The organism is Bradyrhizobium sp. SZCCHNS1050 (genome assembly GCF_032484785.1).
Taxonomy (GTDB): Bacteria; Pseudomonadota; Alphaproteobacteria; order Rhizobiales; family Xanthobacteraceae; genus Bradyrhizobium.
In genome coordinates this window covers 5,154,304-5,166,250 of record NZ_JAUETR010000001.1, presented here as the reverse complement: position 1 = coordinate 5,166,250, position 11,947 = coordinate 5,154,304, and the positions used below count along the sequence as shown (strand labels likewise).

The following is an 11,947-nucleotide window of genomic DNA, read 5'->3' as shown; positions in this document are numbered from 1 at the left end:
TGAATTAATCCTCCCGCAACGGCATGCTCGCCGCCTCGTCGAAAGCGGCCTTGTTGCGAGGCCAGAGGGCATAGGTCACGATCGCGATGAAGATCGCGACGAAGATCGGGGTCCACAGCGTCGTCACGAGTGACGACGCGATGTTTTCGACTGCAATGATGGGCTTCATGATGTTCGCCTCTGATCTCAGCGCAGATTGGCTTTTTCGTTGTAGATCTTGAAGTCGACCAAGGTGCCGAGCATTTGCAGGTACGCTACCAGCGCATCCATCTCGGTCGGCGCACCCGCCTTGCCGTCGAAGTTGCGCACCACCGCCTTCGGATAGCGTTTGGTGAGCGCCTCGGCACCGGCACCATCCGGATCGACCTGCGCCTTGAGGTCGGCGGCGGCGTTGGCGATCTGGTCGTCGGTGTAGGGCACACCCACCGCCCGCAGCGTCTTCAGGTGATCGGCGACGTTGTCGGCGTTCAGCTCGGCCTCCTTCAGGAAGGGATAGCCGGGCATGATCGACTGCGGGACGATGGCGCGCGGGTTGGTCAGGTGGGTGACATGCCAGTCGTCGGAGTACTTGTTGCCGACGCGGGCGAGGTCAGGACCCGTACGCTTGGAGCCCCACTGGAACGGATGGTCGTACATGCTCTCCGCGGCGAGCGAGAAGTGGCCGTAGCGTTCCACTTCGTCGCGCAGCGGACGAACCATCTGCGAATGGCAGAGATAGCAGCCCTCGCGGACGTAGATGTTGCGGCCGGCCAGCTCGAGCGGCGTATAGGGACGCACGCCGTCGACCGCCTCGATCGTGCTCTTCAGGTAGAAGAGCGGAGTGATCTCGACGAGGCCGCCGATCGCGATCACCAGCAGGATGCCGATGACCAGGATGATCGAGTTCTTCTCGAAGACTTGGTGTCGTTGCCAGAAAGACATGGTTGATACCTCACTCCGCCGGCTGAAGGGCGACGGGCGACTGAACTTCTTCCTCACCGACACGGACCGTCATCCAGAGATTGTAGGCCATGATGAGTGAGCCGATCAGGAACAGTGCGCCACCAGCGGCACGGATGATGTAGAAGGGGTGCATCGCCTCGACGGTCTCGATGAACGAGTATTCGAGGAAGCCGAGCGCCGTGTAGGACCGCCACATCAGGCCCTGCAGGATGCCCGAGACCCACATCGCGGAGATGTAGAGCACGATGCCCAGCGTGGCCGTCCAGAAGTGCCAGTTCACGAGCTTGAGGCTATAGAGACCCTTGCGGTTCCAGATCCACGGCACCAGGCAGTACAGCGCGCCGAAGGAGACGAAGCCGACCCAGCCGAGCGCACCGGAGTGCACGTGACCGATGGTCCAGTCGGTGTAGTGGCTGAGCGAGTTGACCACCTTGATCGACATCATCGGACCTTCGAAGGTCGACATGCCGTAGAAGGCGACCGAGACGACCAGCATGCGCAGCACGGGGTCCGTCCGCAGCTTGTCCCACGCTCCCGACAGGGTCATCAGGCCGTTGATCATGCCGCCCCAGGAGGGCATCCACAGCATGATCGAGAAGGTCATGCCCAGGGTCTGCGTCCAGTCCGGCAGCGCCGTATAGTGCAGATGGTGCGGGCCGGCCCAGATGTAGAGGAAGATCAGCGCCCAGAAGTGGATGATCGACAGCCGATACGAGTAGATCGGACGCTCAGCCCGCTTCGGGATGAAGTAGTACATGATGGCCAGGAAGCCGGCGGTCAGGAAGAAGCCGACCGCGTTGTGGCCGTACCACCACTGGAACATCGCATCCTGCACGCCACCCCAGGCGATGTAGGACTTGGAGCCGAACAGCGACACCGGAAGCGCCGGATTGTTGCCGAGGTGCAGAACCGCGATCGTGACGATGAAGGCAAGATAGAACCAGTTCGCCACGAAGATGTGCGGCTCCTTGCGCTTGATGATCGTCGTCAGGAAGACCAGCAGGTAGACCACCCAGACGATCGTCAGCCAAAGATCCGAGTACCATTCGGGCTCGGCATACTCCTTGCCCTCGGTGACACCGAGCAGATAGCCCGTGCCCGCGATCAGGATGAAGAAGTTGTAGCCGATCACCACGAACCAGGGCGCGAGATCACCGGCGAGACGCACGCGGCAGGTCCGCTGCACGACGTAGAACGACGTCGCCAGCAGCACGTTGCCGCCGAAGGCGAAGATCACCGCCGAGGTATGCAGCGGCCGCAGGCGGCCGAAGCTGGTCCATGGCAGGTCGAAGTTCAGCGCGGGCCAGGCCAGTTGCGAGGCGATGATGAGGCCGACCGTGAAGCCGGCGATGCCCCAGAACATCGACATGAACGAGGCGAACTTGATCGGACCGAGATTGTAGTTCGGCCGACCATTGATCTCCTGCGGAGGCAGCTCGCGGCGCTCGAAGTAGCGGTTGAGGATGAAGAAGACGGACGCCGCGCTGGCGGCAGCCGCGAGCGAGGCGTGGAACGCGAAGGCCGTATCCAGTGCCTTCGCCGCAGCGAAGACGCACAGGAAGGCGGTGACGGCAAAAGTGAGCGACAAGCCACTTTCGCCGATGGTCATGGATTTTGTGGATGAGGACGCGCTCATGCGGAATCTCGCTGAAAGAACACGAGCCCAGCAACCACAATCGTTCACACGTGGAATTGATCGAAATCAACTTTGCGACCAGTTCGCCGGTAAACAGGCAGAGTGTTGCACGACGACGCGGTTTCGCTCGCAGACACGGCGACGGCCGGCATGCAGCGATGCATGCCGGCCGTCATTAGACGTTCGTAGCAGGCTTCGGACTCAGCGCGCCGCGCTCAATCCTTGGCGGCAGCCGCCAGCGCTCGCACGATGTCCTCGCGCGCCACGATCCCGACCACGCGGTTGTCGGCATCGGTCACGGGAAGGCTGCGGATGCGATGCTCGACCATCAGTTGCAGCACGCGCGTCAGCTTCGTATCCGGCCTGACGTAGATGAACTCGGACGTCATCACGTCGGCGACCGTCCGGTTCATCAGGTCGCTGTAGCGCGGCAGCATCTGATTCGGCGTGAAGGCAAAGCATTTCAGCACGTCGAACTTGGTGACGATGCCGATCACCTCGTCGTTCTCGACGACGGGGTAGGTGTTGAAATCGTCGCGGTCGAACATCTCGCCGAGCTCGCGGATCGTCGTCTCCCGGGTCACGGTCGTGACGTTCCGCGTCATGTAGTTGCCGGCGGTTTCCTCGAGAAATCTGTACAAGGCGGCAATCCTGTTCTCGAATGGAGCGGGTCGAATTTCAGTGCGACAGCAGAACACAACGCTCGCTGCGCGTCATCAGATGCTCGGTGACCCCGCCGAGCACGAGCTCGCGGAATCGGGAATGGCCATAGGCGCCCGCCACGACGAGACCGGCCGAAACATCGGTGGCGACGGCGTCGAGCGTAGCCGCAACGTTGCGCCCCTGCCCCGGCTCCGCGACGCGCGCCGATGCGACGATCTTGTGACGGCCGAGCCATGCGACGACGTCCGCAAGACGCGCCGCGCAGGCGTCATATTCCGAGGCGGTCTCCGGGATCTCGGCGACCACGACGCCGCTCGCCTTGGCGAGCAGCGGCAGGGCATCGGTCAAAGCGCGGCGCGCCTCCGGTGTCTCCTTCCAGGCCACCAGCACGGTCCCGAGATCGAGGCTGCTGACGTTGTCCGGCACCACGAGCAGCGGGCGCCCGGCCTGCATGACGAGATCCTTGGGATTGGCCACCGCGAACGCATCGGACACCCCGGGCGGCACGCCGCCGGTGACGAGAATGTCGGCGGCACGGGCCTGCGCCAGCACGTAGCGCGCGGGGAAATCCACGGCGCTGCGCCAGCTCAACGACGCAGCCCGGTCACCCACTGCGGTGCGGAACTGCTGCTCGAGCTCGGCCAGTCGATTCCGCAGCGCGGCCTCACCCTGCTCGATCAGATCCTGCGCCTGCTCGCCGGTCGTGAAATACAGCGGCGGCGCGAATTCCGCGGCCGCCACGCCGATGACACCTGCGTCAAAGCGCGCCGCCAAGTCGGCCGCGACCTGAAGGCGGGCCTCATTCGGCTGACTGAGCGCAAGGCTCACCATGACAGTCGCGAACGTCATCCCGCCTCTCCAAACATTGCTTCCATGCAGCTCTTAGAGGTGAAATCACCTGCCGTGATGAGATAGATCAAGGTGCGGCGGTGAAGCACGGGCGGCAGGACACCGTTGGAACCCGGCCCAGGATCGGAGAAAGCCTTGAATTGTCGAACCAAAGTTTAAGTCGGGCCGGGTTGCAGGGGCGCAATCTGGTATAGGATACCGCGGTGGTCGGCCTCCCGGCCGCGGCGGCAACGGCGAATCGGACAACGGCGAATCGATCAAAGGCCTCGAATTGCGCGACTTCACCCACCCCTTCCCGGATGCATCCGCCAGGCTCGACGACGCTCCCGAGGACGCTCGGAGGCTGGGCTTCGGCGCGTGGGATCTCGATCTGGCCTCGGGCGAGTTCTACTGGTCGGTGACGACGCGGAAGCTGTTCGGCGTGGCGGCCGATCAGCCGGTGACCTACGGGTCCTTCCTGGCGCTGCTCGCGCCCGAGGATCGCGCGCCGGTCGAGGCGGCGATCGAGGATTCGCGCCATCGGAGCACCGGGTTCGACATGTCGTTCAAGGTGTCCGGCGGCGGCCACTGGATTCGCGTGCTTGCCGGCGTGGTCCCCGACGAGGCCGGCGCGCCGCATCATCTGCGCGGCATCGCCCTCGACATCGACCAGGAGAAGCGGCTGGAGGAGACGCTGCGGCTGCGCGAGCAGCATTTCCGCTCGATCCTGGACACCGTGCCGGACGCGATGATCGTGATCGACGGCAGCGGCACGATCCAGTTCTTCAGCTCCGCGGCGGAGCGGATGTTCGGCCTCACCGAGGCAGAAGCGGTCGGCCTTGACGTCAGCGAATTGATGCCCGAGCCGGACCGCTCGCGCCATGCCGGCTACCTCACCCGCTACCATGCCAGCCGCGAGCGCCGCATCATCGGCATCGGCCGCATCGTGACCGGCCGCCGCCGCGACGGCACGACATTCCCGATGCATCTGTCGATCGGCGAGATGCAGTCCGGCGGCAAGCCCTATTTCACCGGCTTCGCCCATGATCTCACCGAGCACCAGCAGACCCAGGCACGGCTGCGGGAACTGCAGTCGGAACTGGTCCACGTGTCGCGCCTCAGCGCCATGGGCGAGATGGCCTCGGCGCTGGCGCATGAGCTCAACCAGCCGCTCGCCGCGATCAGCAATTACATGAAAGGCTCGCGCCGGCTGCTGGCCGGCAGCAGTGATCCGAACACGCCCAAGATCGAGAGCGCGATGGACCGCGCCGCCGAGCAGGCGATTCGCGCCGGCCAGATCATCCGCCGTCTGCGCGATTTCGTCTCGCGCGGCGAATCGGAGAAGCGGGTCGAGAGCCTGTCGAAGCTGATCGAGGAAGCCGGCGCCCTCGGCCTTTCCGGCGCCCGCGAGCAGAACGTCCAGTTGCGCTTCCAACTCAATCCGGAGGCCGATCTCGTGCTCGCCGACCGGGTCCAGATCCAGCAGGTCCTGGTCAATCTGTTCCGCAATGGACTCGAGGCGATGTCTCATTCCGAACGCCGCGAGCTCAGTGCGACAAATTGCAGACTCAGCGACGACTTGATCGAGGTCTCGGTGTCCGACACCGGAACGGGATTCCACGACGACGTCATGCCCAATCTCTTCAAGACCTTCTTCACCACCAAGGACACCGGAATGGGAGTCGGCCTCTCGATCAGCCGGTCCATCATCGAGGCCCATGGCGGGCGCATGTGGGCCGAGAACAACGAAGCGGGAGGCGCGACGTTCCGCTTCACCCTGCCCGCGGCCTCCACCAAGGTTGAGCACGATGGCTGAACGGGCCAAGGTCTATGTGATCGACGACGACGAGGCGATGCGGGATTCGCTCAACTTCCTGCTCGATTCATCAGGCTTTGACGTCACGCTGTTCGAGAACGCGGAGGTCTTTCTCGGCCGACTGCCGATGCTCCCTTTCGGCTGCGTCGTCTCGGACGTGCGGATGCCCGGCATCGACGGCATCGAGCTGCTCAAGCGCATGAAGGCCGCCGGCAGCAGCTTTCCGATCCTGGTGATGACCGGCCATGGCGACGTGCCGCTCGCGGTCGAGGCGATGAAGCTCGGCGCGGTCGATTTTCTGGAGAAGCCGTTCGAGGACGAGCGACTGGTCGCCATGATCGAAACGGCAATCCAGCAGGCCGAGCCGGCCGCGAAGAACGAATCGGTCACGCAGGACATCCTGGCCCGCGTCGCCAGCCTGAGCCCCCGGGAGCGCCAGGTAATGGATGGACTGATGGCCGGTCTCTCCAACAAGCTGATCGCGCGCGAATACGACATCAGTCCGCGCACCATCGAGGTCTACAGGGCCAACGTGATGACCAAGATGGGAGCGAACAGCCTCTCCGAGCTGGTGCGTCTGGCGATGCGCGCAGGCGCGCTGAAGGATTGAGCTAGATCAAGCTACCTTGACAGAATCGAGTGTTATCTTGCGCCTCGGTTCAACATCACATTCTCGCGGCACGTGCGATGTCGGCTCACACAAAACCTACGGTCTACGTAGCCGACGACGATGCTGACGTCCTCGGCTCGCTGCGCTTCCTGCTGGAGGCCGATGGCTTCGACGTGCGCACGTTTCGCAGCGGCACCGCGCTGCTCAAGGCCTCGGACCACGCGCCCGTCGACTGCTTCGTGGTCGACTACAAGATGCCGGAGATCAACGGCGTCGAGCTCGCCGAACGGTTGCGCAAGCAGGGGGCGACCGCGCCGGTGGTGCTGATCACGGGGCACTACGATGACCGGCTTGCGGCGCGCGCGGCGGCCGTCGGGATCCAGGATTTCCTGCTCAAGCCGCTGCTCGACGACAATCTGGTGAAGCGGATCCGCAAGGCGATCGCCAACGACCATTCGGGTACCGCCCAGCGCGTCTCCTGAGCGGGCCGGCTACGTATATCTACGTAAGGAACCCCCCTTAAGATAACGGCCGAAATGTCCTTAACGGGAGCCGCCGTGTACCACATCGCCATCCGCCGCAAGGAGATGGTCATGCTCAATCAGTCGATTACCAATTCGGTCGTCAGCACCAACGCCCCCCACGCCGTCCCCTCTCCTGTCGTCTCTCCTGCCGCCAATCCCTTTGCCGAGATCACCGGCCATGCCGGGCTCATCGCCAGCGAGTTCTCCTACAAGAAGGACGAGGAGATCTATGGCGAGGACGAGCCGGCCGAGTACGTCTACCAGGTGATCTCCGGCGCGGTTCGCAGCTACAAGCTGCTCTCCGACGGCCGCCGCCAGATCGGCGCCTTCCATCTTCCCGGTGACGTTTTCGGCCTCGAATTCGGCTCCATGCATCGCCTCGCCGCCGAGGCCATCATCGATACCACCGTGCGCCTGGTGAAGCGCCGCAGCCTCGAACAGGCAGCAGGCGTCGACGTCGCGGTCGCCCGCAAGCTCTGGACCATGACGGCCGGCGATCTCCGCCATGCCGAGGACCACATGCTGCTGCTGGGACGCAAGACTGCGATGGAGCGCGTCGCGACCTTCCTGCTCGAGATGGACCGCCGCCTCGCCGTCGCCGGCATGATGGCGCTGCCGATGTGCCGCCGCGATATCGGCGACTATCTCGGCCTGACCCTGGAGACCGTGTCGCGCGCGCTGTCGCAGTTGCACAGCCAGGGCGTTCTCGGCTTCTCCGGTGCCCGCCAGATCGTGCTGCGCAACCGTCAGCGCCTGCGCAGCATGGACGCCTGAGCGGCCCTGCCCGTTCACGCCCTGCGCTCGCGCTGCCCGGTCTCCGGCATCAGCAGCGCGATCAAGAGAAGACCCGTCAGCGCCACGCCTGACAGACCCATGAAGGCGGTGGCGCTGCCGTAACGGTCGCTGGCGAAGCCGGCGACGACGGTGGACAGCGATCCGCCGATCCCGGACGCCGTCCCGACGATTCCCTGCGCCAGATTGAAATGCCCGCTGCCGAAGGCGACGTCGGCCACCGTCAGCGGAATCATGACGGCGAACACGGCCGCCGTGACGCCGTCGAAGATCTGCACCGCCACTAGCACGTAGGGATCGTGCACGACCGCGAACAGCGCGCCGCGCATCGCGAGCGCGGCAAACCCCAGCATCAGCAGCGGCCTGCGGCCCCATTGCTGCGCGACCGCGCCGACCGAGGGCGAGGTCAGCGCCACGATCGCCTGCGGCACCACGATGCAGAACGCGATCAGCATCGGCGCCCATTCGCTCGATTTCGTCGTCACCACGCCGGCCATCAGCGGCAGCATCGCCGCATTGGCGAGCTGCAGCAGGAACACGCCGAGCGCGAACACGAGCAGCGCGCGCTGGCGCAGCAGGCCGAGCAGATTCGACAGCCGCGCGACCTCCTTGTCCTCGTGATGGGCCCGGCCGTGCGCCCGCGCGACGTCGATCTCGCGCTCGCGGATGCGCGACAACGCGATCAGCGTCGGAAAGGCGAGAATGAAGGTGACCAGGAACACGGCGCGGCTGGACAGCAGATAGCCGCAGGTGCCCATCACGGCCGCAGCCACGCCATTGCCGAGCGACGCGAACCGCGCATTGCGGCCGAGCCGCTCCGCCATGCCGCGCGGCCCGACCAGGCCGAGGCTGATCGCCGCGATCGCAGGGCCCAGCACGCAGCTCGCCGCCGCATGCAACGTCGCGGCACCCGCGACCACGGGAAAGATCGGCCAAGCGGCATAGGCCAGCGCGCAGCAGCCGATGGTCGCGATGGCAAGACCGGCGACGCGGCGCTCGGATCTGGCCGCATCGATGATCGCGCCGCCCGGCATCTGCCCGATCAGCCCGACGATGCCGCCGATCGACAGCACTAGGCCGATCTGGGCCTGCGTCCATTTCTGCGTCGTCAGATAGACCGCGATGAAGGGACCGAAGCCGGTCTGCACGTCGGCCAGGAAGAAGATGAACCAGTCCAGCCCGCGCAGGCTCTGCCGCGACGGCGCCGGTCTCGCAGTCGACTGGCCATGATCCTGCCCGGCATCCGGACGCGCGCCCGCCTCTGCCGCGCGGTCAGGCTCGGGCTCCCGGTCAGGCGATCTCGACGGCCGTGCAATCGGCATGGCTCTCACATCTCAACTCATGAGGCTGACGGGACAGAACATCCCCACCGTGTTCCGCTGCACGCGCAGGCCGGACCGGCAATCGCACACATCAACTCAATGATCGAAATCCCAGGGTGACAGCTTGCCGGACGCGCCGAGCACGACGACGGCCTTGTCCTCCTTGTATTCGGGCGCGGCCTTCACCTGCTCCTTGGTGAGGTCGAGCGTGACCTGGTCGCTCTTCTCGGCGATGTGCTTGAAGTCGAGCGCGGTCCAGTCGACCACGATCTTGCGGCTGCCGACACCGAGGAAGCCGCCGAAATCGATCACCGCGGCTCGCACCGTGCCGGTGGAATCGACGATGACGTCGACGATGTGGCCCATGTCCTCGCCGGTCGAGCTGCGCACGTCGCGACCGAGCACGCCATGCGCATCGCGCGCGCCGAGGATGGTGACCGAGGGCGGCGGTGCCGGCTCCTTCGCGGGCGCCGCGGCATCCTTGGCAGGCGGTGCCGGCGACGGCTGCTGCGCATGCCCGTCGCCGACATACGGACCGATGAGCAACGGCAGCGTGACGAGACAGCCGCAAGCAGCTCGGTGGAGAGTGGGTTTCAACGCCATCATTGCGCCAGCACCAGCGAGACCTGGATCTGACCGCGCCGCCGCAGCACCTCCATGGAGATGTCCTCGCCATGGCGGCGAATGCGCAGGTCGATCGTCGAGCTGCCGAGCCTGAGATCGCGCAGCACCACCCAGTCCAGGAAGGCGGGCAGCCGCGGATTGCGCAGACGGATCTCGCCGCGCGCGGCGTCGAACTCGAGCCCGAGCGCCGCCTCGAGCAAGGTGAACGGCGTCGCGCTGGCCCAGGCCTGCGGCGCGCAGGCCACCGGATAGAGCGTCGGGCCGCGATGCTTTTCGCGCCGGAAGCCGCAGAACAGCTCCGGCAGCCGGCGCAGATCCATGTAGGACGCGGCTTCGAACAGGCCGCCGAACACCTGCTCGACCGCATGCTTGAGGCCATAGCGCGACAGGCCCAGCGCAATCAGCGCGTTGTCGTGCGGCCAGATCGATCCGTCGTGATAGGACATCGGATTGTAGCGCGCTTCGCCGCAGGCGACGGTGCGGATGCCCCAGCCCGAGAAGAAATGCGGCCGCAGCAGTTCGGCGGCAAGCTTGCGGGCGCGATCCTCGCGTACCATGCCGCTGAACAGCAGCTGCCCGGCGTTGGACGTCCGGACGCGGCAGGGCTGCTTGTGGCCGTCGAGCGCGAGCGCATAGGTGTTCAGATCCTCGCACCAGAAGGCGTCCTCGAACCGTTCCGCGAGATCAGCGGCCTCGGCCTGGAGCCGGTCCGCCATCTCGGCCTTGCCGAGCCGGCGGGCGCAACGCGCCGCCAGCTGCTTGCCGGCAAACACATAGCCCTGCACCTCCGCAAGCGCGATGTAACCTTCCGCGAGACGTCCATCGGCATGGAACACCGCGTCGTAGGAGTCCTTCCAGCCCTGGTTGGCGAGACCCTGCTCGGAGGCGCGCTGATATTCCACGAAGCCATCGCGATCGGGATCGCCGGGGCCGTCGATCCAGCGCAACGCCAGCTCGATCGCCGGCCATAGCTCCCTCAGGGTGTCGATGTCGCCGGTGCGCTCGATATAGAGCCCGGCGAGCAGCACGAACAGCGGCGTGGAATCGACGCTGCCATAATAGCAGCCGAACGGCACCTCACGCAGCGCCGCCATCTCGCCGCCGCGCATCTCGTGCAGGATCTTGCCGGGCTCGGCATCGGACAGCGGATCGGTCGTGCGCGCCTGATGCACGGCGAGCCGGCGCAGGACGCCGCGGGCAATGCGCGGATCGACCCACAGCATCTGCATCGCGGTGATCAGCCCGTCGCGACCGAATGTGGTCGAATACCAGGGAATGCCGGCATAGGGATAACGCCCCTCCGGCGTATCCGTCATCAGGATGTTCAGATCGGCCGCTGCCTGGCACAGCACCTCGTTGAGGATGTCGTTGGAGGTCTCGATGCTGGCGGCGCCAACGGTGCATCGGCGCATCTCTCGGCGATGGGCGAGCAGGCTGCGGAAGAAGGGCCGGGGCCGCTCGCCGGCCTTGGCGTTGCACATCACGGCCACGAACAGCGAGGCCGATTCCTGCGGGGCAAGGTCGAAATGATAGGTTGCGACATTGACGGTGAGATGCGTCGGACGCGGATCGAAGCTCACGTCGGTGGTGCGCAGGACATTGTCCAGGCCGCGATAGTGCAGGACCACCTCGGACGGTTCCACCAGCCGGCTCGAGCCGATGCCGCGCCGCGGCCGCACGGTGCCTCGCACCTCGAAAAGGTCGGCAAAATCATTGTCGAATGTCAGCTTGAGATCGAAGCTGGCATGGCGATCGCCATGGTTCTGCAGCCCGATGCGCTGATAGGCCGTGCCATGCCAGAGAAAGATCGTGCGCACGATGTGCAGCATATCCTTCGGCAGCACCAGGCGGCCCTGGCTGTAGATGTCGGGATTGGTGAGATCGACGGTCAGCGCGGAGTTGTCGTCGCGCAGGCTCGAGCCGAGCAGCAGGGGCTGAACGTCGTCCAGCGTCAATTCGAGCCGCGCGAGATAGCGCGTATCGGCGTTGAAGAGACCGTCCGGTCCGCCGGCCGAGGCGCCGATGTCGCCATGGCCGTCGAGGACGATGAACGTATCGTCGTGCTTGAGCGAGCGCCGCGGCCGGGACGCCGGCCCCGTCATGGGAATATAGAACGGCTGCTCGGCAGGCTCGTCCGTCTGGGTGATCAACGACAGTGTGCTTGCGACTTCGGCGGACATGTTGGCCTCA

Annotated in this window: 12 protein-coding genes; 4 read left to right on the top strand and 8 right to left on the bottom strand. The window is 65.4% G+C overall.

Annotated features, from left to right (window positions below):
- Nucleotides 1-4: 4 nt before the first annotated feature.
- From QX094_RS23380 to QX094_RS23360, 5 genes are all read right to left on the bottom strand, one after another.
- Entirely contained in the window at nucleotides 5-169 is a 165-nt protein-coding gene (locus QX094_RS23380) for a cbb3-type cytochrome c oxidase subunit 3 (RefSeq protein ID WP_315715702.1), read from the bottom strand.
- Nucleotides 170-186: 17 nt separating this feature from the next.
- Complete coding sequence (gene ccoO / locus QX094_RS23375; protein ID WP_316170621.1) at nucleotides 187-921, bottom strand: cytochrome-c oxidase, cbb3-type subunit II; 735 nt, start codon at nucleotides 919-921, stop codon at nucleotides 187-189.
- Nucleotides 922-931: 10 nt separating this feature from the next.
- The gene (gene ccoN / locus QX094_RS23370) at nucleotides 932-2,578 is read right to left on the bottom strand and encodes a cytochrome-c oxidase, cbb3-type subunit I (protein ID WP_315715701.1); all 1,647 of its coding nucleotides are present in this window, start codon (nucleotides 2,576-2,578) and stop codon (nucleotides 932-934) included.
- A 215-nt stretch (nucleotides 2,579-2,793) separates the two neighbouring features.
- Nucleotides 2,794-3,219, bottom strand: a complete 426-nt coding sequence (locus QX094_RS23365) for an HPP family protein (RefSeq protein WP_315715700.1) — start codon at nucleotides 3,217-3,219, stop codon at nucleotides 2,794-2,796.
- 37 nt (nucleotides 3,220-3,256) lie between these two features.
- Complete coding sequence (locus QX094_RS23360; RefSeq protein ID WP_316164328.1) at nucleotides 3,257-4,090, bottom strand: universal stress protein; 834 nt, start codon at nucleotides 4,088-4,090, stop codon at nucleotides 3,257-3,259.
- Nucleotides 4,091-4,361: 271 nt separating this feature from the next.
- Here QX094_RS23360 and fixL point away from each other — a divergent pair, with 271 nt between their 5' ends.
- The 4 genes from fixL (at nucleotide 4,362) to QX094_RS23340 (ending at nucleotide 7,793) form a co-directional block, all read left to right on the top strand.
- A complete protein-coding gene (gene fixL / locus QX094_RS23355) occupies nucleotides 4,362-5,885 on the top strand; it encodes a sensor protein FixL (RefSeq protein WP_409999224.1) in 1,524 nt (507 codons plus the stop codon).
- A complete protein-coding gene (gene fixJ / locus QX094_RS23350; RefSeq protein ID WP_315715698.1) occupies nucleotides 5,878-6,495 on the top strand; it encodes a response regulator FixJ in 618 nt (205 codons plus the stop codon). Before fixL ends, fixJ begins: the two co-directional genes overlap by 8 nt.
- A 77-nt stretch (nucleotides 6,496-6,572) precedes the next feature.
- Nucleotides 6,573-6,977, top strand: coding sequence for a response regulator (locus QX094_RS23345; protein ID WP_315715697.1), 405 nt, complete (start codon nucleotides 6,573-6,575; stop codon nucleotides 6,975-6,977).
- 111 nt (nucleotides 6,978-7,088) lie between these two features.
- The gene (locus tag QX094_RS23340) at nucleotides 7,089-7,793 is read left to right on the top strand and encodes a helix-turn-helix domain-containing protein (protein WP_315715816.1); all 705 of its coding nucleotides are present in this window, start codon (nucleotides 7,089-7,091) and stop codon (nucleotides 7,791-7,793) included.
- A gap of 14 nt (nucleotides 7,794-7,807) precedes the next feature.
- Here the strand turns inward: QX094_RS23340 and QX094_RS23335 are convergent, their stop codons facing one another.
- The 3 genes from QX094_RS23335 to QX094_RS23325 all read right to left on the bottom strand — a co-directional run bounded on the left by QX094_RS23335 (nucleotide 7,808) and on the right by QX094_RS23325 (nucleotide 11,937).
- A complete protein-coding gene (locus QX094_RS23335; protein ID WP_315715696.1) occupies nucleotides 7,808-9,133 on the bottom strand; it encodes an MFS transporter in 1,326 nt (441 codons plus the stop codon).
- Between the two features lie 96 nt (nucleotides 9,134-9,229).
- Nucleotides 9,230-9,739 carry a PRC-barrel domain-containing protein gene (locus QX094_RS23330; protein ID WP_316174691.1) on the bottom strand — a complete coding sequence of 170 codons (510 nt, stop codon included), beginning with the start codon at nucleotides 9,737-9,739 and terminating at the stop codon, nucleotides 9,230-9,232.
- Nucleotides 9,736-11,937, bottom strand: coding sequence for an amylo-alpha-1,6-glucosidase (locus QX094_RS23325; protein ID WP_316164325.1), 2,202 nt, complete (start codon nucleotides 11,935-11,937; stop codon nucleotides 9,736-9,738). Before QX094_RS23325 ends, QX094_RS23330 begins: the two co-directional genes overlap by 4 nt.
- Between the last annotated feature and the right edge of the window lie 10 nt (nucleotides 11,938-11,947).

Excerpts from the sequence above, each read along its gene's own strand:
- QX094_RS23345 (WP_315715697.1), top strand. The coding sequence starts at position 6,573 with ATGTCGGCTCACACAAAACCTACGGTCTACGTAGCCGACGACGATGCT.
- QX094_RS23380 (WP_315715702.1), bottom strand. The coding sequence starts at position 169 with ATGAAGCCCATCATTGCAGTCGAAAACATCGCGTCGTCACTCGTGACG.
- QX094_RS23340 (WP_315715816.1), top strand. The coding sequence starts at position 7,089 with ATGCTCAATCAGTCGATTACCAATTCGGTCGTCAGCACCAACGCCCCC.
- ccoN (WP_315715701.1), bottom strand. The coding sequence starts at position 2,578 with ATGAGCGCGTCCTCATCCACAAAATCCATGACCATCGGCGAAAGTGGC.
- QX094_RS23330 (WP_316174691.1), bottom strand. The coding sequence starts at position 9,739 with ATGATGGCGTTGAAACCCACTCTCCACCGAGCTGCTTGCGGCTGTCTC.
- QX094_RS23335 (WP_315715696.1), bottom strand. The coding sequence starts at position 9,133 with ATGCCGATTGCACGGCCGTCGAGATCGCCTGACCGGGAGCCCGAGCCT.
- QX094_RS23360 (WP_316164328.1), bottom strand. The coding sequence starts at position 4,090 with ATGACGTTCGCGACTGTCATGGTGAGCCTTGCGCTCAGTCAGCCGAAT.
- ccoO (WP_316170621.1), bottom strand. The coding sequence starts at position 921 with ATGTCTTTCTGGCAACGACACCAAGTCTTCGAGAAGAACTCGATCATC.
- QX094_RS23325 (WP_316164325.1), bottom strand. The coding sequence starts at position 11,937 with ATGTCCGCCGAAGTCGCAAGCACACTGTCGTTGATCACCCAGACGGAC.
- fixJ (WP_315715698.1), top strand. The coding sequence starts at position 5,878 with ATGGCTGAACGGGCCAAGGTCTATGTGATCGACGACGACGAGGCGATG.